This window comes from bacterium, assembly GCA_030018315.1.
GTDB lineage: Bacteria > Hydrothermota > UBA3073 > JACQXS01 > JAGMCI01 > JASEGA01.
The window spans coordinates 1-23,993 of record JASEGA010000021.1 but is presented as its reverse complement, the minus strand read 5'-3'; the positions used below and the strand labels follow the sequence as shown (position 1 = coordinate 23,993).

The following is a 23,993-nucleotide window of genomic DNA, read 5'->3' as shown; positions in this document are numbered from 1 at the left end:
AAATAATTTAAATAATTATACCTAAAATATCCATAAAAGACAAGTAAAAAAGAGAAAAATAAAGAGGTAGACTAATGGTTATTGAAGATAGTTTAGTGTACAATTTAATCCAAACTATGTATTAAGATAGTTCATCTTTCAAGCATAAATCTGACAGGTACTTCAAGTCGCACAAGTACAGGTTTACCACGTTGCTTACCGGGTGAATATATCCACTGGCGTACTGCATTTATAGCTGATAGGTCACATAACTCGTGTAAAGACTTCGTTACTTTAATATCAACAACTCTCCCAAGTGTATCTATTATAATTTCTAAGAGAACAGTGCCTTCAATCTCAGCTTTACAGGCAAGCTCAGGATACTCTGGTGCCACACAATTGAGTAACTCTGGTTTAACTTCTACCCCTATAAAAGGAACAATCTCAGGCTTCAGTTCAGGTAGCCTCCCTAAGGGTTCTTCAAAGATAGTGCGCTCAATTGTTGGTGCTTCTACCTCTTCATCGGTTTTCGCTGCTACAGGCAGTTTTGGTTTAGGAGGTGGCTCCTGTAGTAGCACAAGCTGAGGTGGTAATGGTATTGGCTTGAACGGTGTTGCTGCTTTTAGCTTGTAAGGTTTAGGCTTAGTCTCAGGAATAAATAGACAAGCTAAACAAAGTATAACCAGTATTATTAAGAGACCGAGTTTTGTATAGAAAGGTGTTATTTCTTTTAAATCTCTATTATTCATTTTGCACCTCCATAATTATATATCAGTCCTTTGTTAAATCTCATATGAAAATTGCACTTATCCTTTTACTCTGTCTCAAAAAAAGCCTCGATAGCTTAAAATCCTAATGTCCCAAATTCCAAACCTGTCTTGAAAATTTGGATTTAGAATTTGGGATTTGTTTGGAATTTGGTGCTTGTAATTTGGAATTTTATCGCCAATCATGTTTAACCCTATGAATTACAATGACTTATATATAATTTTACACCCATTTTTGACAAAGTACTGATATATAACTTTTTTTCCAAAAAAGTCAAGTAGATTTTTGAAAAATTTAATGTAAATCGGAGTTCTAAAATGATTACATCACACATTAAGGATATTTTTTACTTGCAGTTTTGACTTTTTAGTTTTAATATAATAGTTGTCGTTGCGAGTCCCCCGACAAGTCGGGGGACGAAGCAATCTTATGGCTATTCATTATATTCTTGACGGCTACAACATACTTCATGCACTGCTACACAAGATGCCTTATTTTAGAGGTAATTCAGTTAAAAATTTACAAAAAAGTAGAGGGAAACTTGTAAGCTACATACGAACTAAAAAGCCACAAGGTAGTTTGAAGAATCGTGTCACAGTCGTTTTTGATGGCAATCCTGGGTTAGACGACTACCCTTTAAATACATCCCCTATACAGGTAATTTTTACTCATACTATGAGTGCTGATGACTATATTATCAGATTGGTAGAAAAGGCTGCTAATCCAAAACTTACAGTTGTGATTACCAGTGATAAGGAACTAAGAGAGAGGGCATTGTTATTGAATGCAAATGTATTAGGGGTAAAAGAATTCTTCAAAATAAAGGATAAACCTAAAAGAGTGTCGTCTGAATCTGAAAAACCAATCCTCAAACACGATGAACTTAAAGAGATTGAAAAAGAACTTCTTTTAAAAAATGAGGGATAAAAATTTTGTGTAAACCAGTTTTTTTTTCTTGACAAGTAGGATTTGGAAGATTACCTTTAAAACAGGAGGTGCAAGATGAAGTACTTTTTTGTATTTTTAGCAGTGATAGTTGTGGTAGCTGTTAGCTTAGCTGACTCCACTATAAAAGGTTCACAGAATCCTGTGGAGATGAGTGCCCCCCCATTTAATTATGCGATTGTAGTAAAGAGCTCAACACTTGAAGACTCGTCTTGGGCTGCAGTTGTTGATACTTTACAGGCAAGACATGAGGGTGTTGTATTTACTCATACTGGAAATGTGTGGGATGTTCAATCAGCTCTCTCTACATATAGACCGACGCATATCTGTTTTGTAGCTAAAGTTAGTGACATCACAAGTGTAGGCTCGACTGAATATGTAAGAAGGATACACCAGCTTACCAGAGCACTTGATGACGACCCGTATGGGGATGCAGTATGGGCTATATTAACTGGCTATGTAGCGGATGATGCGATGAGGATAGCAACTACACCTTCACTTACTATTTCTAATATCCTGCTTAAAGACTGTGGCGGTCTTCTTAATTATGTGAGGCAGGGTATGTATTTTGCCTGTCATGTATACGGAATGGTATGGGTAAAGCGCCCGGATTGTGACACTATTGAGAAATACACTGATGGGCCACAGGATTGTACAGATACTATGGTCACTTTACTTAATACAAATACATTTGACCTCGTGATGCCTGGCGGCCATGGTAGCCATGATACTTGGCAACTGCATTACCCTAGTCCTGGTTACGAGGGCTATTTTCGGTCAAGCAATGGTCAGGTGTATGGTGACCCATATACAGGCTCTAATATAAATGTGAATTCAACTAATCCAAAGGTATTCTTTGCGCCATATAACTGTAATCACGGTCAAATATTAGGTAGCGGCTCGTTTGTTCCTTCTTGGGCACATACTGGTGGAGTAATTGGGTATTGGGGGAGTACAATTCCAGTAGCTACAGTCTATATGAAAGGCCATGGCTATCTATGGCCAGAACAGGGCTTACACACTTGGGCAGAGTCGTTTTACATTACTAACCAGGCATTGTTATTTTGTATGGAGTATCATGTTCCCGGTACAAATTATAGTGAGATGAATAGGGAAAGGGATGTCTGGGGCTGGTATGGTGAACCTTCGTGTGATATTCGATTTGACCCTGTGATGGAGCCTAACTTTAGGCGTGAATTTATTATAAATGGAGATACTGTTACTTATAGGGTAACGGCTACACGTGATGGTGTTGCATTAGGGGAAAGGGCAGAGCAGGCTCTAATAGACTTTCTACCTTTTAGAGCTGATAGTATTGAGATTCTTTATCACGATGCCTATAACGCAGTAGTTACAGATAACTTTGCATTACTCCATATATGGAATCAAGGAGATGCACCATTTGATTCAGGAGCTACAAGGGAAGTAGTCTTTATTGCTAAAAGTATGGGTGTAGAAGAGCGGGCTCTACCTACTACAAAGTTTACACTTCTACAAAATTATCCTAATCCATTTACTCGGGTGACTACTATCCCATACTATATAAATCATGAGCTTTCACGAGTAAATTTGAAGGTATATGATATAACTGGCAGGATAGTTAAAGTGCTTGTGGATGAGTATCAGAATCTCGGTTCTCATAAAGTGAGATGGGATGGTACGGATGAGGCTGGCAAGAAGGTTGCGAATGGAGTATATTTTTACAGGCTTAGTGCTGGAGACTACTCTGCAACTGATAAGTTGAGCATTTTGAGATAAGCCTTAAAAAGAACTTGATTTTGCAAAGAATAGAGAAAGTAATTCTTTATTTTGTAGTGGTGTATTGCAATATGCCACTACATTGTTAACCTCATATCCGTTGACTCATCTCAGTAAAATTATTTGCTTTGCCAAGCTTTCTTTACCTATCTCTAACTTGCAAAAATATAATCCAGTGGGTAATTTATTTCCATCATCATCCTTGCCATCCCAAGTTAGCCAGTTAAATGGTTGATTGGTTAAATGATTAAATTCTTTGATAAGTCTACCAGTAAGGTCATAAATCGTTAATCTGACTCCTAACTTCTGTATTCTGGCTTCTGGTAACTGGTAACTGATAACTGTAGACTGGCTAAATGGATTTGGGTAGTTCTGTAGTAATCTTACTGCTCGCTTCTTACTTCTTTCTGCTTGTTCCTCTTCTACACCACTTATCCGATATGTAAACTCATAAATATGATTGTCCTGACACCCACCATAAACACGTATAGTATCATCATTCCTACCATTACCAACTGCTACACAATACATCGCATCTTGTGATGTACCGCTTCCACCAAACCCTATATCTGTTACTTTCCAAACTTCACCTTTGTACAAAAACTCATAAATATGCGAGTCCTGATTACTTCCATAGATATACATCGCACCATCATTATGGCCAGCCCCAACCGCTACACCATACATAATAGCTCTACCAGTATCACTCACCCGCTGACAATATCCCCACATACCCTGAGACCAAGTAATCTCTATTATATTTGGTTTTAGTCTAGCTCCTGCATAGACTCGTAAAGTGTCATCGTTATGAGCCGGCCCAACTGCAATATCAAGTATTGGTAGCAAAAGATCGGCATTTATAATCTCACTTGGCCAAGAACCTCCTTGATACCACTTTTCTACAACATGCCCATAGTGCTCAAGAGCGGTCCCTATATAGAGACGCATCACACCATCATTACGCCCGTTAGCCACTGTTATACACTCCACTGGGTAATAAAATGTGCCTATACGTTTCCTTATCCAGCTCACTCCATCCCAGCTAAACTCGTATACACCCTGAAATGGCTCAAAACAGCCTGTATATAGGCGAAGTGTATCATCATTCCTGGCTGCCCCAATTGCTACAGTGCTCATCCCCCAATCACCGGGCTCAACTTCCCCAACCTTAACTTTTGTCCAACCTCCTCCAGTCCAACTAAACTCATATATAGAATTATCCTCACACGCTGCATAGATGCGCAAAGTGGTGTCATTCCTACCGGTCCCAATCACTAAACAATGCATAGCGCGTCCACCTGACCCAACATCCACCTTTATCCAGCCTCGTTCATAATATGTAAATTCATATATATGACTGTCACAGCATGCTGCATAGACACGTGAGGTGTCATCGTTCCTGCCATTACCTACTGTAACATCCGATATGCGCCCAACACCTGCCCCAATATCTTCTCTTACCCAATCAGCTAATGTAAGATTAGTGCTTAAGATTATTGCACCAAAAAATACAATAAGTTGGTCCGCCCATTTATTTATTTTATTAAACATTGTCCTTCCCTTAACTTAAACAAACATACATAACTATTTAACTCAACGACTCAATAGACTCAATGAACTCTGATGACTTTATTCTATCTTTTTGAATATCATCACTACTACAGTCTTATCATTGCCACCCATTGATATCATCATCCCATATGGACGATTGGAGTCAATCTCTACTTGACAATCACCCGCTTTCCCTATCAACTGGTGCATAATATCAACAGCCTGCCTTACTCCTGATGCACCTACAGGATGGCCATAACCAATAAGACCACCAGTTGTATTAGTAGGGATTTCAGTTCTTGTCCTTCCTTCTCTAACAAAGTCTGCCCCTTCACCATATCTTGCAAGTCCAGTAGCCTCCATTGATAACACGCCACTAATTGTAAAACAATCGTGTACTTCAAGCACACTTATGTCCTTGCTTGAAATTCCTGCCCTTTCATAAGCTAACTCTACTGCTTTTTGTGTAGTAGTTAATTTAGTGAGGTCTGGAGGTTTCTTTGTTATGTCATCCTCACATTGACCCCAAGCTACAACTTCAGCAGCATCTTTCTTAGAGACGCCAAGTTTCTTAAGCCCTTCTTCACTTGCAAATATAATTGCAGATGCGGCATCAGATACCTTTGAGCAATCGTATACATTAATATGCTCACAGAATACACTCGGATTTGGTGGTGTCATCCCAACTGCAAATAAGTCATCTATTGTATTGTGATATTCTTGTGCTTTAGGGTTTTTGCGTGCATTCAAAATTGCCTGCTCATACCAACGAGCCATAGCCTCCCTTGTCTTATCTTTACCAAATTTATCAAAGTATGCGCCGGCACGGTCTGAGAATTGTGCTGGAAAGAAGTGAGCATGCCCTTGCTTCCTCTCACCAGCATACCAACCTGCACCTGCAAGATAGTCGGCACCATAAACTGCTTTTACAGTGTTTTGGACTTCAACTCCTATTACAAGAACAGCATCAGCAACATCTGCAAGTATAGTCTTACAGGCTACAACAAGACCGAGTCCACCTGACCCACAAGCACCCTCAACCCCTGTAGCTGGCTTATACTGAAATGATGGATGAATCATAGGGAAGAAACCGGGCCTGTTTCCTTGTCGGCAATACCTTTCTGCCATAAAGTTTGTAATTACTCCTTCGTCAATGTTAGCTGGCTCATTTATCTGTGCTATCGCACCATTACCAGCCTCTGAAATATAATGCTCAAGCCCAGGTCTTGCTGCCTTTGGACTAAATTCTTTCCTACCTGAGCCGAGTGAAATTGTGTTGTAGCCTGCTGTCACATAGATAGGCTTTCTTAATTGTTTCATTTTACCTCCCTGAATTGACTTTATCATATAAGTTTAAGCTTGTCAACAAAAATAGACGCTGTTTATCTCCTTAATTTATTTTATTAAAAGCGAAAACTTGACAAGTGAATAAATTTATAATATAAATATTATAATTATATGCAAAATTTATGCTTAATCTTATTATTTACTCTGTCACCATTAGAACTTTACAAGGATGCAAAAAAGGCTTATACCAAAGGTGACTTTGATGGTGCAAGCAGAAAGGTTAAGCGTTTCCTAATTCAATATCCTGAGCATGAACTTACTCCTTATGTTCTCTATTGGGCTGGAAAGTTGAGAAAAGACCAAAAAGAGGCTATTAGTTACTATGAAAGGATTCTCGCTTTATATCCCAACAAAGTTGGGATAGCTGACAGTGCTCTGTATAGGATTGCACAATACTATTATGCAAAAGGTGAATATATTGAAGCATTAAAAAATTACGAAAAAGTTGTAACCTCTTATCCTAAGGGATTATGTGCTAAAGCTGCTAAAGAATGGATTGCTATAATTTACTCATTTATTTCTCCACAGGCCATACGGCTCGTAGGAGATTCTGCAAATAAATATGCTGTCCAAGTCGGTGCTTTCCAAGAAGAAAAGAATGCTGAAAAACTCAAGGAAAGCCTATCTGTCATTCTGACCCTGAACGAAGTGAAGGGGAAGAATCTACCTTACATTGTGAATGAAGATAACTATTATAAAGTTATGATAGGTGAATTTAGTTCAAGAGAGGATGCAAAAAAGTTTATGCTTGAAAATGGATTAAATGGATTTGTTGTAAGACGATGAATCTTACCCCGCTTTTAGAACAGTATTCAAGGATAAAGAAGAAATATCAGGATATTATCTTATTCTTCAGGTTAGGCGACTTTTACGAAACATTTTATGATGACGCAGTTTTAGTTTCAAAAATCTTAGGTATTGCACTTACTCAACGCCAGCAAGGTGTTCCACTCGCAGGTGTCCCATATCATTCAGTTCAGCCATATATTGCTAAGCTTGTTAGAGCTGGTTATAAAGTAGCTATATGTGAGCAACTTGAAGAGCCAAAGCCGGGTAAGCTCGTTAAAAGGGATGTGGTTGAGGTGATAACAAGTGGAACACTACTTGACGATTCGTTACTTGAATCCAATAAAAATAACTATCTTGCATCAATTGCATATGATAACAATAAATATGGACTTGCACTCGTTGATTTATCAACTGGTGATTTTAAAATTACAGAACTCAGTGAAGATGAACTACAAGATGAACTTAAAAAAGTTAACCCTGCCGAAATTATAGCGCCTGCTACCCTTAAAATTAAGGGACTTGAATTAATCAAATTTACTCAAATAGAGCCTTACGAGTTTTCGTACGAGTTTGCTCTTAATGAGCTTACTGAACATTTTAAAGTGGCTTCTCTTGACGGCTTTGGGTGCAAAGATTTAAAGCTTGGCATAGGGGCTGGTGGTGCCGCACTTGCTTATATAAAAGCGACAAAAAAGAAAGGACTTGAATATATAAATCGTGTAACTCCGTATTTTCTTTCTAATCACTTAATTATTGATGAACCTACAAGGAGGAATCTTGAACTTACTCAAAAGATTGGCGGCTCAGAAGGTGAAGGCACACTGCTCTGGGTATTGGACCACACTTGTACTCCAATGGGGGGAAGGTTTATCAGAAATCTTATTAACTTCCCTTTAATTGATGCCAAAGAAATAAACTCACGGCTTGATAAGGTAGAAGAATTAGTCAATTCTACTACATTACTTGATGGGTTACGGAGGCTACTTTCAAAGATTACAGACCTTGAGCGTCTAATAGCAAAAGTGTCAGGTGAGCGTGCAAATGCAAGAGAGCTTGTTATGATTGGTAATGCACTTAAGATTTTGCCTGAGTTAAACTCTATTCTACCGGACAAGTTTTACGAAGGATCCTGTGGAAAAGATTATAAGTTTGGTAACTTTGACTCCACTGTCTCACTTATTGATAGAGCAATTGTAGATAATCCACCGCCAACTATCAAAGACGGTGGCATTATAAAGGCTGGATTTAATAAAGAACTTGATGAACTCAGGAAGCTTGCCTTTTCTGGTAAGCAGTGGATTTCAGACTTTGAGTCTAACGAGAGACGGCGAACGGGAATACAATCATTGAAGGTTGGATTTAACAATGTCTTCGGATATTATATTGAAGTGACAAAGCCAAATCTTAAACTTGTACCCCCAACTTACATAAGAAAGCAAACTATTGTGAGTGGTGAAAGATTTATTACACAAGAGCTTAAAGAATACGAGTCAAAAGTTTTATCAGCAGAGGAGCGTATAAAGCAGCTTGAATATGAGCTATTCTGTGACCTAAGAAAAGAGGTTGCAAAAAAGACTACTGAAATCCAGTATGTGGCTAAAAAGATTGCAGAACTTGATACATTTGCTTCGTTTGCATGGGTAGCAAAAAGGAATGGGTATACAAGACCTGTTGTAGATGATGGTGACTCTATAATAATTAAGAATGGTAGACACCCAGTTGTAGAGCAACTACTTAGAGAAGGTGAATTTGTACCTAATCCAACTATACTTGAAAAAGATAGTGAGATTTATATAATAACAGGTCCTAATATGGCTGGAAAATCAACATACTTAAGACAGGTCGGCTTAATTGTAGTTATGGCACAGATAGGCTCATTTGTGCCTGCAACCGAGTCTCGTATAGGGGTTTGTGACCGCATATTTACGAGGATTGGGGCAAGTGATGACCTAACACGCGGAGTCTCTACATTTCTTGCAGAGATGAATGAGACTGCTAACATATTGAATAATGCAAGTAAAAGGAGCCTCGTTTTACTTGATGAAATAGGACGCGGGACATCTACTTTTGATGGTATGTCAATTGCATGGGCTACTATTGAATATTTATCAAATCGTATTGGGTGTAAGACACTTTTTGCTACTCATTACCATGAACTAACTGAACTTGCTACAATTTCGTCAAAGATAAAAAATTACCAAATTGCTGTTAAGCGATATGAGGACAAGATAATATTCTTAAGACAGCTCAGGCCCGGTGGCTGTGATGAATCTTATGGAATAGATGTAGCAAAGCTTGCAGGCTTACCTCAAGTTGTGATTAAAAGGGCGAAAGAGATTTTGCATACACTTGAACTAAATGAGCGAAAAGCAAGCAAAATACGAGCAAAGTCAAAACAAGTAGATTTATTTGAACTAAAAGAGCCGCCAGTTTTAAAAGAACTTGACAAGATAGAGCTTGATAAAATAACTCCTATTGACGCACTGCTTTTAATCAAGAAGCTAAAATCACTTAGAGAATAAGAGGGTATTTAAGAAGTATCTATTCCTGATTATAGTAAATTACTAATTTTTTAATTAAACATTTCTTAACACTTTTTACACTTTTTTTTCAAAAAACTTGCTTTGTTGAATAAATATTTTTAGCATCTTTGATTTTCAAACCTCTAACTTGGTTTTAGACAATTTTGACCTTGTCATTCTGAACGAAGTGAAGAATCTCATAAATCGGTGTCAATCAAGGTGTTGCAAGTTTTGTAAAGTGAATTATTCAACAAAGCAAAAAACTTGACAAAGGATTTTAAGTATATAAAATTTCTATGAAAGGGGGGTGAAATTATGAGATGGGCATTTTTAATTGCGGTTAGCAGCCTATTTATATTGGGCTGCTTCCCGAAGAAGAAAGTGGTGAAGGAAGAGGTGGTTGTGCCTGAGGAGAAAGTGGAAGTTACTAAACCTGAAGTTGAACCAGAGGTGGCAAAAGTAGAACTGAACAGAATCAACTTTGACTTTGATAAGTATGATATAAGACCGGGAGATGCCAAGATTTTAGAGAATAATGCTAAAGTACTTAGAGAGCATCCGGATATAAATGTTCTTATTGAAGGTCATTGTTGTGAAATTGGCACAGCCGAATACAATATGGCATTGGGGTGGAAGCGTGCTAAGGCAGCAAAAGATTACCTTATTAATTTAGGAATTAAGCCCGATCGTCTCTCCACTATAAGTTATGGTGAAGAGAGGCCACTTGACCCACGAGATTTACCTAAGAATAGGAGAGCCGAGTTTGTAATCAAATAATAGAAAACAAAGATACTGCTTCTCTATAGAATATACTAAAGCTGTAGGTGGGGTTTGTTCTCTACTCACAACTGTGGGTGGAGATTGCTTCGCTGTCGCTCGCAGTGAGAGATGGTTCCTATTACTAAATAGTGGAGGTGCTTCTTGGAGTGCTCCCACATAACTTTAACTGTAAATTAAATTTTACTACCGTTTCTAACTCCAGAAAAAAATTGACAAAAGCTTTTTAGATATGTAAAATGTTTTATAAATGAAGAAGGCAATTTTTTTGTTTATCATTGTTGCCTGTGGGTGTGGTATTCGTGAAGAGATAAAGCACACACGGTACAAAGTTGACCACATAGAGCAAAAAGTATGTCATCTTGATACCCTCTTTGTTTCTACCAGCAATAAAGAAACTGAACTAATCCTTGAGACAAGAGCTGAACAAATAGCAAGATTGGAGCGTATAGAGGATAGGCTACAGATACTTGAGTCAAGGCTTACAGATAACGAGACACAGATAGCTAAACTATCTAAAAAACTTGGAATAGCTACCAAACCAGTAGTAGCAGAATCGCTTATCCCAGAATCTACTATCGTTGCCCACTATAAGATATACGATACAGCCCACCTTGATATGACAAGGGGTGATTATGAACTTGCTATTACCGGTTTCAAGAAATACCTTGAATTGTTTCCGGACTCAGACCTTGCAGACAATGCACAGTATTGGATTGGTGAATGTCTCTACGCTCAATCAAAATATGAGGCTGCAATTTTAGAATTCGAAAAAGTAGAAAAGAATTATCCAAAAGGGAACAAAGTTGCAAGTTCTATTTACAAGACGGCACTCTCTTATATTGCGATTGGAAATCGTGACAAAGGTAGAGAATGTTTGGATAGGCTATTAAAGGAATACCCTAATTCTAACGAAGCAAAATTGGCTGAAGAGAGACTTAAAACTCTACAATAACTATGGGGACGGGGTTAGCATCAAGAGTGATACAGATAGTCATCACCTGTGGTGGGATGGCAAAGGGTATCTTAATTATACTACTTATCTTCTCCATTGTCTGTTGGGCATTAATTATTAAAAAATACAACCTCAGCCGAAGAAAAATCAGAAGAAATAGAGAGTTACTGAAATTTATTGGGTCCAGGAAAAAGAAGATGTTAGCCTCATCTAATATGAACTTTAATGATAGCCCTCTTTCGGCTATACTTACAGAAGGGATAAAGAGGACAGATAAAATGAAGGCTATGTTAAAAAGCTCAAATGCAAAAATCCAAATGTCGAATAAAACTCAATCTGATTTAATGCCTAATATTATTTCAAGTCTACAAACGGTAGCTTCGGAGGAGATAGATAATTTTGAAAATCATCTTATAATTTTAGGCACAGCAGGTGCTGTAAGCCCTTTTATTGGGCTTTTAGGTACAGTGTGGGGGGTGATGGAAGCATTCTTGGATATAAAAACATTTGGCTCTGCGCATATTGATATAGTAGCACCAGGTATAGCAGAAGCATTGATAACAACAGTGGCTGGCTTACTCGTTGCTATACCAGCACTTATAGCGTATAACTATTTTATAAATGTATCAAAAAGGCTATCAAGTGAGATGGACAGATTTATCACTTTAGTTACGAGTGAGATAAGAAATGAATTAAGTTTATGAGGTTTTACTTACTAAAAATTAACCACGAGATTAACTGTGAAATCTCGTGGTTCGTTATATGAGACACGAACTCCGTCCCATATCTGAAATGAATATCACCTCACTTGCAGATATAAGTATAACTATTCTCATTATCTTTATTGTTACAGGTACATTTTTAAAGTCTGGTATAAATGTAAATATACCACGTACCTCTGCAGCAACGGCGCAAAAAGAAGAGGGTATAGTGGTATCAATAACTAAGGAAGGTAGAATCTTCGTTGAAGAGACACAAGTGTCACTTAGTTATTTTGAAAAGGTGCTTGAAGCCAAAATAAGTAGAGCTCGCTACCCATTAGTCTATCTCAAGGCAGATGAGGGTGTTCCTTATGGATTAGTGATGGAGGTAATAGGTAGAATTAAGGAAATAGGGATAGAAAACTTAAGCTTGATAGCTGAACCTAAAAGGAAAGGTACTGTCTCAAAGTGACAAAGGAAATATTTCTATCAATTCTTTTACATTCGGCAGTTTTTTCTATATTCGGAGTCGCAAGGTTACAGACAAAAGAAGCTGATAGATCTTATCCAGCTATATATACGGTCAGCATAGTCTCTGGTCCTAAAACAGAAGCAGAAATAGGTGGTATACAGGTTTCTAAACCACCATCCCCAAAAGCAAAGGCTATCAAGAAAAAGGAAGTCGCTAAACCAAAAGAACAGGTACCACTTGAGAAAGAAGCAATTGTTCGTTTTCCTTCCGGATTAGGTATAAAAGTTAGCGGTGTCTCGTCTTTTGGATATTCATATTATCTCAATATGATTCTTTCTAAAATAGGAGACAACTGGCTAAATCCGTACGAAGGTGGCAAGAAACTATCAGCAGTTGTTTATTTTACAATCGCCACCGACGGCTTAATTGAGGACATAAAATTAGAGAAAAGTTCAGGCGATAGTTACTATGACCAATTAGCGTTAAGGGCAGTTTATGTGACAAAAAGGCTGCCACCACTACCTTCTGAATTTGGAGATAAGCAATTAAAAGTTCATTTAGAGTTTGAATGCACGCAATAATTATTATACTACTTTTATCACAGGTATCACCGGGACAAGTACCCCCTGAAGAGGTATGGTTAAAGCTAACTACTGCAGGGAAGCCAAAAAGGCAAATAAGGTTAGGGATAGAGGATTTTATCTCCAAAGAACAGGTACCAGAATCGTTAAAAAACCAAATAAGAGAGATAAAAAATGTTGTTGAACAAGATTTGATATTTTCACTACATTTTAATCTTGTATCTCCAATTGAGGCGATATCTCTTGATAGCGTAAAAAGTAAGATTCCAGACTTCAATCGCTGGGCTACTGCTGAAGTGCTACTCACAGGTGAGCTGTTAGCTAAAGAGTTCTTATTCTGGAAAGGTAAGCTGTATCTCCTTATTCGGGTTTATGACATAGGGCTAAAGAAAGAGATATTTAATAATAGCTACACATTAAGTAAAAACTCAAGGGCTGTAGCGCATAAAATTTCGGATGATGTGATAAAATTTTTGACCGGTGAAGATGGTGTTTCACAGACAAAGATTGCTTTCTCTATGAAAACAGGGAGGACTAAAGAGATTGCAATAGTTGACTATGACGGCTTCAATATTGAACAATTGACTACTATAGGTAAACTATGCCTTTTCCCTGATTGGTCACCTAAAGATAGGTGTATTGCTTTCTCTTCTTACGATAGCGAGAACTTAAACCTTTACCTTGTAGATATTAAAGATGGAAAAGTTAAGCTCCTATCATCTATTAATGGACTCAACTCTACTCCAAGTTTCTCACCTGATGGCAAAAGGATTGCACTGACACTTACAAAAGATGGTAATCCAGAAATATACATTATGGATGTAAGCGGACATGGATTAAAGCGGGTGACAAATAATTTTGCAATAGATACTTCACCAACCTGGTCTCCTACGGGTAGAGAGATTGCATTTGTATCAGATAGAGCAGGTAGTCCTCAGATATATATAACAGACATTGATGGCACAGATGTTCGGCGTCTAACATTTGATGGAAATTATAATACAGCACCTGCATGGTCACCGAGAGGCGATCTCATCACATATGTATCACAATTAGATGAAGGGGGACCTCAGATATTTATTATTGACATAAGTGGTGAAAATCAAGTCCAACTGACATCAGAAGGTAGTAACGAAGACCCACACTGGTCTCCGGACGGCTTGCATATAGTGTTTAGCTCTAATAGGAGTGGAGTCTATAAACTCTACACTATGCGATGGGATGGGGGTGAGCAGAGAGTTATAACTTCAACTGATGGTGCATATTCACCGAGCTGGTCACATAAGTTAGAGAGGTTATAGTGGATAATAATATGGTCTCTGTTGTTTTACATGTTCCTTAAACAAACACGCTGATTTTTAGAATTCCCTCCTAAATTTATATCTCATTTCTAAACAGCCTAATCTATGTCTTCACTTGTTATGAGTTATATACTCAAGTAACCGAGCTATCTCTTTTGAGTATGAATTATCAGGATAGCTTTGCTGTATGTCCTTAAGATACAAGATAGCTGACGCTGGCTTACCTAATTTAACATACAATTTAGCAGTCTCAAGCTCCTTCTTTACAAGCTTATCAATACACTTTTTTTCGTATTCTCTTGCCTTATCTATAAGTTCGCTATCTGGATATTTGGCAATGAATGACCTAAACAATTGAAGTGCCTTTTTAGTCAGCGATTGCTCAATTCCGTATGGGGGCGATTCTTTAAAATAGCAAAGAGAGAGCTCAAAGTATGCATCATCTGCAAACCTTGAACGTGGATAACTCTGGATAAAGAAGTCGTATTCAAGCTCAGCCTGTGTATGATCTTTCTTTTCAAGGTAAGCTTTTGCTAACAAGTATTGCGATTCCTCAACCCACTTGCTACCCGGGTAGCGAAAAATGACTCGCTTAAATCCATCTATTGCCTTGTCATAATGCTTATACTCAAATTCAGATTTGGCAAGTGTAAACTCGTCTTCTACATTTAATTTAACCTCTGTCTTATGCCTTGAGCAACTAAGTAAGCAAAATATCGTGAGTAGTGACCTATATAATTTTGCATTTTGCATTTTAAATTTTGATTTCCTTTACTACTCCTTCAATCAGTTTAGTTAATTTAGGTTCAGCTTTATTAGCAGCTGCTATAACAATCTTATGAGAGACAGGCTCAAGTGCATCAGGGAAGCCGATGTCAGTTACTATTGAGATTCCTAAGACTTGCATCCCCATATGCCTTGCAACAATGACTTCAGGCACTGTAGACATACCGACTGCGTCACCTCCTATATTCCTAATCATCCTATATTCAGCGGCTGTCTCAAAACACGGTCCCTGTAATCCAACATATACGCCCTTTTTTAGTGTAATACCTTGCTTCATAGCTACATTCTCTGCTAACTTTATAAGCCCCTTATCATACGCATTGCACATATCTGGAAACCTATCACCAATTGAGTCGTCATTTTTGCCACGTAGCGGATTTTCAGGCATAAGGTTGACATGGTCACAAATCACCATAACATCACCCCTCTCAAACAATGGATTTACACCACCACAAGCATTTGATACAATTAGGAGTTCACAGCCAAGAAATTTCATAACCCTGACAGGAAAGGTAACTTGTAGCATTGAGTATCCTTCGTAATAATGAAACCTGCCCTGCATAGCGAGTACAGGCTTACCTGATAATCTACCAAATATAAGCCTACCAGCATGCGATTCAACTGTAGGGATAGGGAAATGAGGTAGTTCACTGTATGGGATAGAGATTTCATCATTTATATACTCAACAAGCTTTCCAAGTCCTGTCCCAAGTATTATACCAATCCCTGGCTTAAATGCAGTCCTCTCTCTGATGACTTTTATGGTTTCATTAATCATTTGCTTTAAATTACTCATATTACCTCCTTACTAAAAATAAAATAGCTATAAACAATTATGAATTATATTATGACCCATTAATTTGTCAAGCTCTTAATAATTCTTGGAGCTATGAAATTAAAAAGGGCAGCTTTTAAACTGCCCTTTTTGTATTCTATTGGCGCATAGATCAACGCGCCCAAAATCTTTACTTTAGTCTCCTGAAGCCTTGTATCTTCTGGAACCCGTACTTAAAAGTAATGCTATGAACTCCCTCATCTACTCCTGTTATCCCAAGTTTCACATAGTATTTACCGTGAACCCATAAAATATAAGTGCCTTGAGCTACTACATCTTGAAAGTTCATATAACCAGTTGCAGGTGCTTCTGCAAGATTATCGTAAGTCCACTGGTCGCTATATGCAATTCCTGTAGTATGCCATGTAGGATCGTATAGGTCGGCAGGATTTCTTAAATCAAAATAACCATCCACAATAAAGTCTATCTTATCTTTGTTGGGATACTGTGGTGGGGCTATAGCGTAACAGGCGCCACTACCGTCAGCACTCCACCCGTATCCACTCGGATGATTAGGGTCTGGATCATTTGTCCAGTACACAGGTCCTTGGTTAATAGCCGAAACAAGTTTTGTAGACACTGTATTTGAAGGACTACTCTCTGTCGTCCCTTTGTATGCGGTCACTTTGTAATCACCGAGTGAATTAGGCTTATATGTGTAGCTTAGGGCGGCTGTCGTCTCAATAGGTGAGTTCTCAAAGTAGATAATGTATCCATCTACACTCGTAGGAGATGTCTCCCAGCTCAGTTTTAAAGAGAGGGAGTCAGTTCCTGCCACCACAATAGTAAAATTTTCTGGTGCCCCCACTACAACTGGTTCTGTCGGCTTTTTTTCGCAGCCAAAGAAACTAAACAGAGCTATTAGAAATAAACCAAGTAGTAATAATCCTCTCTTCATCATTCCTCCACATATATACTACTTTACTTTCTTCTTTATCTTAGGCTTAGCTGGTATTGCTTTCTTAGGTGCTGGTACTTCCTTCATTGCCTCAAGCTTTGCCTTTAAGTTATCAAGTCTCATATCTGCAGCCCTAAATGCACCTAAGCCTGCACTTAACTCACCTACTTTTGCGGAGAGAGCGGATACATCTTCTTTCACTTTACCAGTCGCCTTCCTATCAAGAATTACAAGTGTATCCATAAGTGTTCCAATCTTATCCTCAAGCGCCAATACATCTGCTATAGAGGTCTTCGTCTCACTTATTTTACCCAAGAGCTCGTCAATCTGCGCCTTCTCTACTTTACCAGCTATTTTAGCCTCCAAATCCCCAACTGTTCCCAATATCCCCTTGGCAGCGTCCAGCTTTGTAGCAAGATTTTGGACTTCAGGCTTCAGTCCCTCGACTGCTTGTCTCACTCTTTGAGCTTCGCAGCCTAAAATGAGAGCAACTATGCCAAATATGGCTAAAAGATATGCCCCCTTCTTCATATTACACCTCCTTTACTCCAATTTATTTGGAGTAACCATTAACACTTCAAGTCACTCCTCCCAAAAATCCTCTTTTCTTTTTATACTTTATCACCCCCTTTCAAAAAGTTAGTAGCAGTCAAAAATTTTAACCCCTGTTATTTTAGATAACTACAATAACTGCTTCTGCTTTTAGTAATTTTAAAATTATATTTATATTTAAAAACTTGTCAAGTTTTATTTGCTTTGTTGAATAAATATTTTTGGCACCTTTGATTTTCAACCTCTGACTTGGTTTTAGACAATTTTGACCTTGTCATTTTGAACAAAGTGAAGAATCTCATAAATCGGTGTCAATTAAGGTGTTACAAGTTTTGTAAAGCGAATTATTCAATAAAGCAAGTTTTTTTAAAAAAAATTTTGGATTGACAGAAGTTGCGATTTATACTATAATAGAAATTATGAAAAAGCGTAAAGCAAAAACAATAAAAATAAAAAAAATTGTATTCGTAGTTTTTGGTATTTACAGTTTTTGTGCCGGTTTTTTGTTCTCACTTGTTTATACTCTAAATAAGACACTACCATCTGTGACTTTACTTGAGAGCTATATTCCATCTAAAATTACGCGTCTCTATGATAGGAATGGTAAAGTGTTACACGAATTTTACGAACAGAGAAGAATTCCTATTCCACTTGAAGATATTCCAAAACCACTTATTGATGCTACTATTTTGGCTGAGGATAGAAAATTTTATCGTCATTGGGGCATTGACCTGTCTGGGATTACAAGGGCTATGCTTGCTAACATTTTGCATCTAAGAGTTACACAAGGAGGTTCAACAATAACACAGCAACTGGCACGCAACCTTTTTTTAACTCAGGAAAGGAGTGTACTTCGCAAAATCAAAGAAACTTTACTTGCCATCAATATTGAACATAGTTATTCTAAGTCTGACATTCTCGAACTTTATCTAAATCAAATTTATTATGGAAATGGTGCTTATGGGGTAGAGTCTGCAGCTGAGCTCTATTTTGGTAAGTCCGCAACTGAGCTTTCTATTGCAGAGTGTGCTTTACTTGCTGGACTGCCGAGAGGTCCTATATTATATAACCCTATCATTCATCCAATGTCTGCTATTAGACGTAGGGCATTTGTTCTTAATTTGATGGCTAATGAAGGAATAATCTCAAAAGAAGAGGCAGCGAGGGTTAAAAATGCACCACTCGGAGTTATTAGAAGTCCAATACCTCAAGGAATTGGGCTTTATTTTGTAGAAGAAGTTAAGAAATGGGTAACAGAGAGATTTGGACCCGACTTACTCTATCGAGGCGGTGCCTCAATTTATACTACTCTTGATATTGACTTGCAACAGGCGGCTGAAAAATCTGTTAAAGAGGGGCTCAACAGACTTGACATTACTTATAGATTTAGAGATACTCTTGAGCCGTTGCAATCTGCTATAGTTGCAATTGAGCCAAAGACCGGTGCAATACTATCCATGGTTGGGGGTAGAGATTTTAGTAAAAGCATGTTTAATCGAGCTATGGATGCAAGACGGCAGCCGGGGTCTGCATTTAAGCCATTTACTTGGATAGCTGCACTAGAATCAGGTTATACACCTGCATCTATTGTACTTGATGACTCAATTACTGTTAATATACCGGGAGCAGGCATCTACTCACCGAGCAACTTTGACAACCAATTTCTTGGTCCAGTAACTTTACGCAAGGGGCTTGCATTATCAAGAAATCTTGTTGCTATTAGACTTATTATGAGGATTGGGCCTGAAAAAGTGATTGGATATGCAAGGAGGTTGGGGATAACATCGCCACTTGAACCAGTGCTCTCACTGGCACTCGGCTGTAGCTCAGTTACACTCATTGACATGGTATCAGCTTTTGCTACACTTGCTAATTATGGAGTAAGAACTATACCATTTATGATACAAAAGATAGTAGATGAGAAAGGCAAGCTTTTATACGAACACCAAGAATTTAGTGAACAAATTATATCCTGTGAAACTGCTTATTTGATAACAAGCTTAATGCAAAGTGTATTAGATGAAGGGACAGGAGTTAATGCAAGAGTATTGGGATTTACTATACCATCAGCCGGTAAGACTGGGACAACAGATAATTGCACTGATGCTTGGTTTATTGGGTTTACACCTTCACTTGCTTGTGGAGTATGGGTTGGATATGACCAAATGAAGAAGATTTATAAGAATGCTACTGGCTCAGTATTTGCGCTCCCTATATGGACTGATTTTATGATAAAGGCAACAAGAGATACACTAATTGAAGCATTTGAGGCACCGCAAGGAATTGTAACCAAGAAGATATGCGAGACTTCTGGTAAACTTGCGACCCCTTTTTGCGAATCTGTAAGAGAAGAAGTTTTTATTAACGGAACTGAGCCAGCTACAGTCTGTGATATACATAGCTCAGTAAAGAAGAAGTAGTAGGTAGCGTAACTGATGTAGGGGCAGGGTAACCCTGCCCCTACTGACCAATTTTGATACAGATTTCTGACCATATATTTTTGTTCAAGCAAAGATTTGTCCATTCTAACTCCGTACTTATAAAGAATGGTTTACTCCACCCTTTTTCAAAGAGGCAGGGTAAATCTATAATAGTTGACCCCGGAATTACAGCGTTTGGTAACTCATCACGCCTACTATCAAAATTAAATGAACTTGGAGTCCAAGCAATAGACGAAATCTGGCTTACACATGCCCACCCTGACCATTCTCAAGCTGTCAGATTTTTGAAGTCCAAATTTAACTCAAAAGTCTTTTGTCATCCTATAGCAAAAACTATCTTGGAGTCGCCTCACCCTGTGCAGGCTGTTTCAAATCAGCAAAAGGAAAGCGTTGCCCCCCTACTTACTCATATTTTTAAAAATGAACCCAAAAAAGCTAAAGTGATAGAAAAGATTACGGAATCGTTAACAAAGTTAGGCGTGAACTCTATAACTCTAAATTGGAGAAAGGTTAAAGTAGATGGCATATTCAAAAATGGTGAACTATTGAACGGAATTAAAGTACTATATTTGCCAGGTCATACTCCGGAGGAGGTTGGCTTTTACATTACTAATGAAAATATTCTTATAACAGGCGACCTTATCGCTCATGGTAAACATATACCATTTGCAGTCCTGAATATGCCATCATCTGATATTGATGCTGCTATCTCTTCACTTAAGATTATACAAGGGCTTAACCCTAAGCTCATAATTACTGGACATGGTGGAGTAATAGAGAATCCGAAAGCTGTCATAGATAAATGTATAGAAGCAACAAAAAAATTAAGACTTGATGCCATCTGTACACTTAGAACCTCTTCTAATCCTGCACAAGTAATAAGTAAATGGTGGCAACTTTCTATCGGATGTCGGATACAAGAACGTCTATGTCTGCTGGGAGTCTTTGCAAAAGCGACATTTAAATTATATTAAATATTGACATTTATGAACTTATGGACTATTATAACAGAAGAATTTATCTCGATTGAGAAGGGAGCCCCCGTAGCTCAATGGCTATCCCGCACAAATGTGCTCGTAGCTCAATTGGATAGAGCGTTGGCCTCCGGAGCCAATGGTTGAGGGTTCAAGTCCCTCCGGGCACACTATTTTGTGCGGGACGGAGCTGGGTGTGGAGGTCCGATTCCTGTCGGCGGCGTAGAATAAATATTAAATATCAAAATGCAAAATGACAAATCAAAATTCAAATATGACGCTCTAATGTCAACTTCGTTGTCAATTTTTGCATTTTGGTATGTAATTTTAACCGTGATAATGCGTTAATTTTTGAAACCGCAGATAGACGCTGATGTACACAGATTTCTTGAGTAAAAATAAAAAAACGTGTTTATCCTTAAATAATCAGTGTTTATCTGTGTTCATCTGCGGTTAATGCTTTAGGAATTTAGGTATTTGTTTTAGAGATTTAAGTTTTGAATTTATTCAATCGCTCTCGTGTAAGATAAAGACTTCTATTTCACCTGATGGTAGACGGTCTGCAAGTGGCGCACCATCTTGCCCAAATCCTACAATCCCATAAGCAGAGGGGAGTGTGTCTTCAGGAGTAATAAAGTAACCGTAAGCTAATGTACCTGGGGCACCACGGAGCCTGCCATTCTTACTTTCAATAGACTTAGCTCTTGGCTCATCTTTCGACTCATATTGGAATATTTTTATTTCCTCCTTCCCAATTGGTTTGTGAGTGTATGGATTTATAGGTGGGGCAAAGAACTCTGCAAAATCTGCTAATTGAGTAGGAAATTTACCATTATTATAGGCTGCATAATTCTCAATAGCAGCTGCAAGTGTATACATATTTACACGCACCTGGTAGCGTTTAGCTATAGTTGCTCTTTCCTCATACTGAGGGTAGCCAAGTAGCCATAATAAGCTACACGCCGATACTCCTATCAAAAACTCAAGCCAAGGAAAGCGTTTCTTTATCATTACACCGAAATATTACATTAAAAAAATTGGTTGTCAAGAAAAATCAGATACCACCCCAATTTCCTTCCTAATGCAAAACTCACCTTCTTACTGGAGAGAGGCACTCCCTACTTTTGAGCTTTGACTACTATTTTGGATTTAGATTTCTCATAATTTTCATAATTTAAGTCTTACCTCAACAGAATGATTTGCTTGGTTAAACTCTTATCATCTACCCGTCCGCAGGATTCTGTGAATAACTTGCAAAAGTAGACACCACTCGGTAATAACTTGCCACAATTATCTCTACCATCCCAAGTAATGGAATTGGAAATTGGAAATGTGCGAACTAATCTGCCAGTCAAGTCATAAATCGCTAATCGCAAATCCCTGCCCGCCACTTCACTATGACAGGCGAGGTTAATTGGATAATCATCGTGTTTTCCTGATAAATAGAGATAATAGATAACAGTCTCTCTGTTAAATGGGTTAGGATAGGTTTCCAGTTTTAAGTTTTGAGCTTTGAGCTTTGAGCTTTCTTCTATTCCTACTTGTGTCCCTTTAGCAAAATATATATCATACCACTTGTTATGGTTGCGTCTATCACTCCATACTGCATAGACATTTTTGTTATCATCTACTGCTAATCCCACTCCATATTGGTCCACATCACCTATTGTACCCGGTTTATCCACTACTCGTACATTCTTGCTAAATGAATTACCGCCATCATCGCTATAGCTAAAGTATGGATGAGTGATGCCTACTGAATCTCTCCCGTCTTCCCACACAATATATGGGTTGCAGTCTGTATCAGTAGCTATATCTATACTGCTGCCACTGAAACGCAATGTCGTATCTGTGACCTCCGTAATTTGGCTAAATGAAGCACCACCATCTGTACTCTTTGCATACAGGACTTGGAGGATGAATGCATTAGTCACATTATAAAAGGCTATGTGGATTGTACTATTCCTATCAACTGTGAGAGAGGGATAAAGCTGCATGAATCCGGATGCTGGAATCTTAACGTCAGTTCCAAATGTTACACCACCATCAATGCTTTTGTCAAACCGAATATTCCCCTCAAGTGGATCAAAATTCAAATGATACCATACAACATATACAGTATCTCCTATTACATCAATACATGGACACATCTCACTCACTGGTGGACCATCCACATGGAAGTCATCAACTTTTATATCTTTCCCAAATGTGAGCCCACCATCTCTGCTTCTGTCAGAATAGATATACTCTCTAGGATTACCAGAACCATCCCAGTGTCTCGTGTCAGCCCATACAATGTAAATATTATCACCAGCCACTCCTATGCTCACATCCTGATTCGTTCGGCTACCTGTGTCAGTTACACATATATTTTTACTGAAAGTTACACCACCGTCCTCACTCTTTGCAAAATATACATCAAAATTTCCGCTTCGTGAATCTGACCAAGCTATATAGATTCTACCAAGGCCGTCAACTGCTATAGAAGGTGCCAACTTAATTGATGAGTGTGGAGGTATATCATCTACTTTAACATTTGGTAGAAAGCTCACACCTCCATTTATACTTTTAGCAAAGTAAATCTGTGAACCAGTTGTACACTCACGAGCATCTGACCACACAATATATAGCGTGTCACCACGTGCTACAATGATATTAGCACCTCCAGCCCCTCTTGTAGAGTGATATGCTGTGCCTGCTGAATCATCATTTACCTGAATATTCTTGCCAAAAGTATAATCGCCTTCCCTATGTTGTGGTATCGGCAAAATGCACTCAGGCTTATATTCTAACCTATCCACAGGATTCTGCGAATTGGATTGAAAAAGTTGCCTCAATTGAAGATTGAACAGACTGAGCCTTTCATTTGACTTTACTAATCCTTTTGCAGTAGGAAGCTCTGCCTCTATTGTAGTAGAAATAAGAAGCAAACTTATAAAAATATACATGCTTTTCATCTTCCCCTCCTTTCTTAATTAAGGCTGTTTAGCATTCGTAATTCTTTGTAAATAAAGAGACTACAGATGCTAAAATTTTTAAATCACCTCCCACTTTTTGCTTG

General features: G+C 38.2%; 21 protein-coding genes and 1 tRNA gene. 13 read left to right on the top strand and 9 right to left on the bottom strand.

All coding sequences use genetic code 11. The features are described 5' to 3' along the window. Positions 1 to 131: 131 nt before the first annotated feature. Positions 132 to 728 (bottom strand): TonB family protein, encoded by a 597-nt coding sequence (locus QMD71_07430; GenBank protein MDI6840660.1) that lies wholly within the window; start codon positions 726 to 728, stop codon positions 132 to 134. Positions 729 to 1,176: 448 nt separating this feature from the next. Between QMD71_07430 and QMD71_07425 the strand changes: the two genes are divergently transcribed. Next, positions 1,177 to 1,674, top strand: coding sequence for an NYN domain-containing protein (locus tag QMD71_07425; protein ID MDI6840659.1), 498 nt, complete (start codon positions 1,177 to 1,179; stop codon positions 1,672 to 1,674). 75 nt (positions 1,675 to 1,749) lie between these two features. Further along, a complete protein-coding gene (locus QMD71_07420) occupies positions 1,750 to 3,450 on the top strand; it encodes a FlgD immunoglobulin-like domain containing protein (protein MDI6840658.1) in 1,701 nt (566 codons plus the stop codon). Positions 3,451 to 3,555: 105 nt separating this feature from the next. Here QMD71_07420 and QMD71_07415 read toward each other — a convergent pair whose 3' ends face one another. Next, positions 3,556 to 5,001: a T9SS type A sorting domain-containing protein gene (locus QMD71_07415; protein MDI6840657.1), complete on the bottom strand. Its 1,446-nt coding sequence runs from the start codon at positions 4,999 to 5,001 to the stop codon at positions 3,556 to 3,558. A gap of 78 nt (positions 5,002 to 5,079) precedes the next feature. After that, positions 5,080 to 6,321 carry a 3-ketoacyl-CoA thiolase gene (locus tag QMD71_07410; protein MDI6840656.1) on the bottom strand — a complete coding sequence of 414 codons (1,242 nt, stop codon included), beginning with the start codon at positions 6,319 to 6,321 and terminating at the stop codon, positions 5,080 to 5,082. A 138-nt stretch (positions 6,322 to 6,459) separates the two neighbouring features. Here QMD71_07410 and QMD71_07405 point away from each other — a divergent pair, with 138 nt between their 5' ends. The 8 genes from QMD71_07405 to tolB all read left to right on the top strand — a co-directional run bounded on the left by QMD71_07405 (position 6,460) and on the right by tolB (position 14,446). Continuing rightward, positions 6,460 to 7,134 carry an SPOR domain-containing protein gene (locus QMD71_07405; protein MDI6840655.1) on the top strand — a complete coding sequence of 225 codons (675 nt, stop codon included), beginning with the start codon at positions 6,460 to 6,462 and terminating at the stop codon, positions 7,132 to 7,134. Continuing rightward, entirely contained in the window at positions 7,131 to 9,659 is a 2,529-nt protein-coding gene (gene mutS / locus QMD71_07400) for a DNA mismatch repair protein MutS (protein ID MDI6840654.1), read from the top strand. The genes QMD71_07405 and mutS overlap by 4 nt, the downstream gene beginning before the upstream one ends. Positions 9,660 to 9,974: 315 nt before the next feature. Then, positions 9,975 to 10,436 (top strand): OmpA family protein, encoded by a 462-nt coding sequence (locus tag QMD71_07395; protein ID MDI6840653.1) that lies wholly within the window; start codon positions 9,975 to 9,977, stop codon positions 10,434 to 10,436. A gap of 250 nt (positions 10,437 to 10,686) precedes the next feature. Further along, entirely contained in the window at positions 10,687 to 11,391 is a 705-nt protein-coding gene (gene ybgF / locus QMD71_07390; GenBank protein ID MDI6840652.1) for a tol-pal system protein YbgF, read from the top strand. A 2-nt stretch (positions 11,392 to 11,393) separates the two neighbouring features. Next, a complete protein-coding gene (locus tag QMD71_07385) occupies positions 11,394 to 12,095 on the top strand; it encodes a MotA/TolQ/ExbB proton channel family protein (protein MDI6840651.1) in 702 nt (233 codons plus the stop codon). Positions 12,096 to 12,153: 58 nt separating this feature from the next. After that, on the top strand, positions 12,154 to 12,564 hold the full coding sequence (locus QMD71_07380) for a biopolymer transporter ExbD (GenBank protein ID MDI6840650.1): 411 nt from the start codon (positions 12,154 to 12,156) through the stop codon (positions 12,562 to 12,564). After that, positions 12,561 to 13,145 (top strand): energy transducer TonB, encoded by a 585-nt coding sequence (locus tag QMD71_07375; protein MDI6840649.1) that lies wholly within the window; start codon positions 12,561 to 12,563, stop codon positions 13,143 to 13,145. The genes QMD71_07380 and QMD71_07375 overlap by 4 nt, the downstream gene beginning before the upstream one ends. Beyond that, a complete protein-coding gene (gene tolB / locus QMD71_07370) occupies positions 13,133 to 14,446 on the top strand; it encodes a Tol-Pal system beta propeller repeat protein TolB (GenBank protein MDI6840648.1) in 1,314 nt (437 codons plus the stop codon). Before QMD71_07375 ends, tolB begins: the two co-directional genes overlap by 13 nt. Before the next feature lie 111 nt (positions 14,447 to 14,557). Here tolB and bamD read toward each other — a convergent pair whose 3' ends face one another. The 4 genes from bamD to QMD71_07350 all read right to left on the bottom strand — a co-directional run bounded on the left by bamD (position 14,558) and on the right by QMD71_07350 (position 17,496). After that, positions 14,558 to 15,199 carry an outer membrane protein assembly factor BamD gene (bamD, locus tag QMD71_07365; GenBank protein ID MDI6840647.1) on the bottom strand — a complete coding sequence of 214 codons (642 nt, stop codon included), beginning with the start codon at positions 15,197 to 15,199 and terminating at the stop codon, positions 14,558 to 14,560. Position 15,200: 1 nt separating this feature from the next. Beyond that, positions 15,201 to 16,028 carry a purine-nucleoside phosphorylase gene (locus QMD71_07360; GenBank protein ID MDI6840646.1) on the bottom strand — a complete coding sequence of 276 codons (828 nt, stop codon included), beginning with the start codon at positions 16,026 to 16,028 and terminating at the stop codon, positions 15,201 to 15,203. A 169-nt stretch (positions 16,029 to 16,197) separates the two neighbouring features. Continuing rightward, positions 16,198 to 16,968 (bottom strand): hypothetical protein, encoded by a 771-nt coding sequence (locus QMD71_07355; protein MDI6840645.1) that lies wholly within the window; start codon positions 16,966 to 16,968, stop codon positions 16,198 to 16,200. Positions 16,969 to 16,983: 15 nt separating this feature from the next. After that, positions 16,984 to 17,496, bottom strand: a complete 513-nt coding sequence (locus tag QMD71_07350) for a hypothetical protein (protein MDI6840644.1) — start codon at positions 17,494 to 17,496, stop codon at positions 16,984 to 16,986. Between the two features lie 440 nt (positions 17,497 to 17,936). On the opposite strand from QMD71_07350, the gene QMD71_07345 reads away from it, so the two are divergent. The 3 genes from QMD71_07345 (at position 17,937) to QMD71_07335 (ending at position 21,102) form a co-directional block, all read left to right on the top strand. After that, the gene (locus QMD71_07345) at positions 17,937 to 19,937 is read left to right on the top strand and encodes a PBP1A family penicillin-binding protein (protein MDI6840643.1); all 2,001 of its coding nucleotides are present in this window, start codon (positions 17,937 to 17,939) and stop codon (positions 19,935 to 19,937) included. Positions 19,938 to 20,017: 80 nt separating this feature from the next. Further along, positions 20,018 to 20,932, top strand: coding sequence for an MBL fold metallo-hydrolase (locus QMD71_07340; protein ID MDI6840642.1), 915 nt, complete (start codon positions 20,018 to 20,020; stop codon positions 20,930 to 20,932). 96 nt (positions 20,933 to 21,028) lie between these two features. Then, positions 21,029 to 21,102: transfer RNA gene (locus QMD71_07335), tRNA-Arg, on the top strand. 337 nt (positions 21,103 to 21,439) lie between these two features. Here QMD71_07335 and QMD71_07330 read toward each other — a convergent pair. Together QMD71_07330 and QMD71_07325 are read right to left on the bottom strand one after the other, a co-directional pair. Beyond that, complete coding sequence (locus QMD71_07330; GenBank protein MDI6840641.1) at positions 21,440 to 21,943, bottom strand: hypothetical protein; 504 nt, start codon at positions 21,941 to 21,943, stop codon at positions 21,440 to 21,442. 170 nt (positions 21,944 to 22,113) lie between these two features. Continuing rightward, positions 22,114 to 23,889 carry a hypothetical protein gene (locus QMD71_07325; GenBank protein MDI6840640.1) on the bottom strand — a complete coding sequence of 592 codons (1,776 nt, stop codon included), beginning with the start codon at positions 23,887 to 23,889 and terminating at the stop codon, positions 22,114 to 22,116. Positions 23,890 to 23,993: the final 104 nt, after the last annotated feature.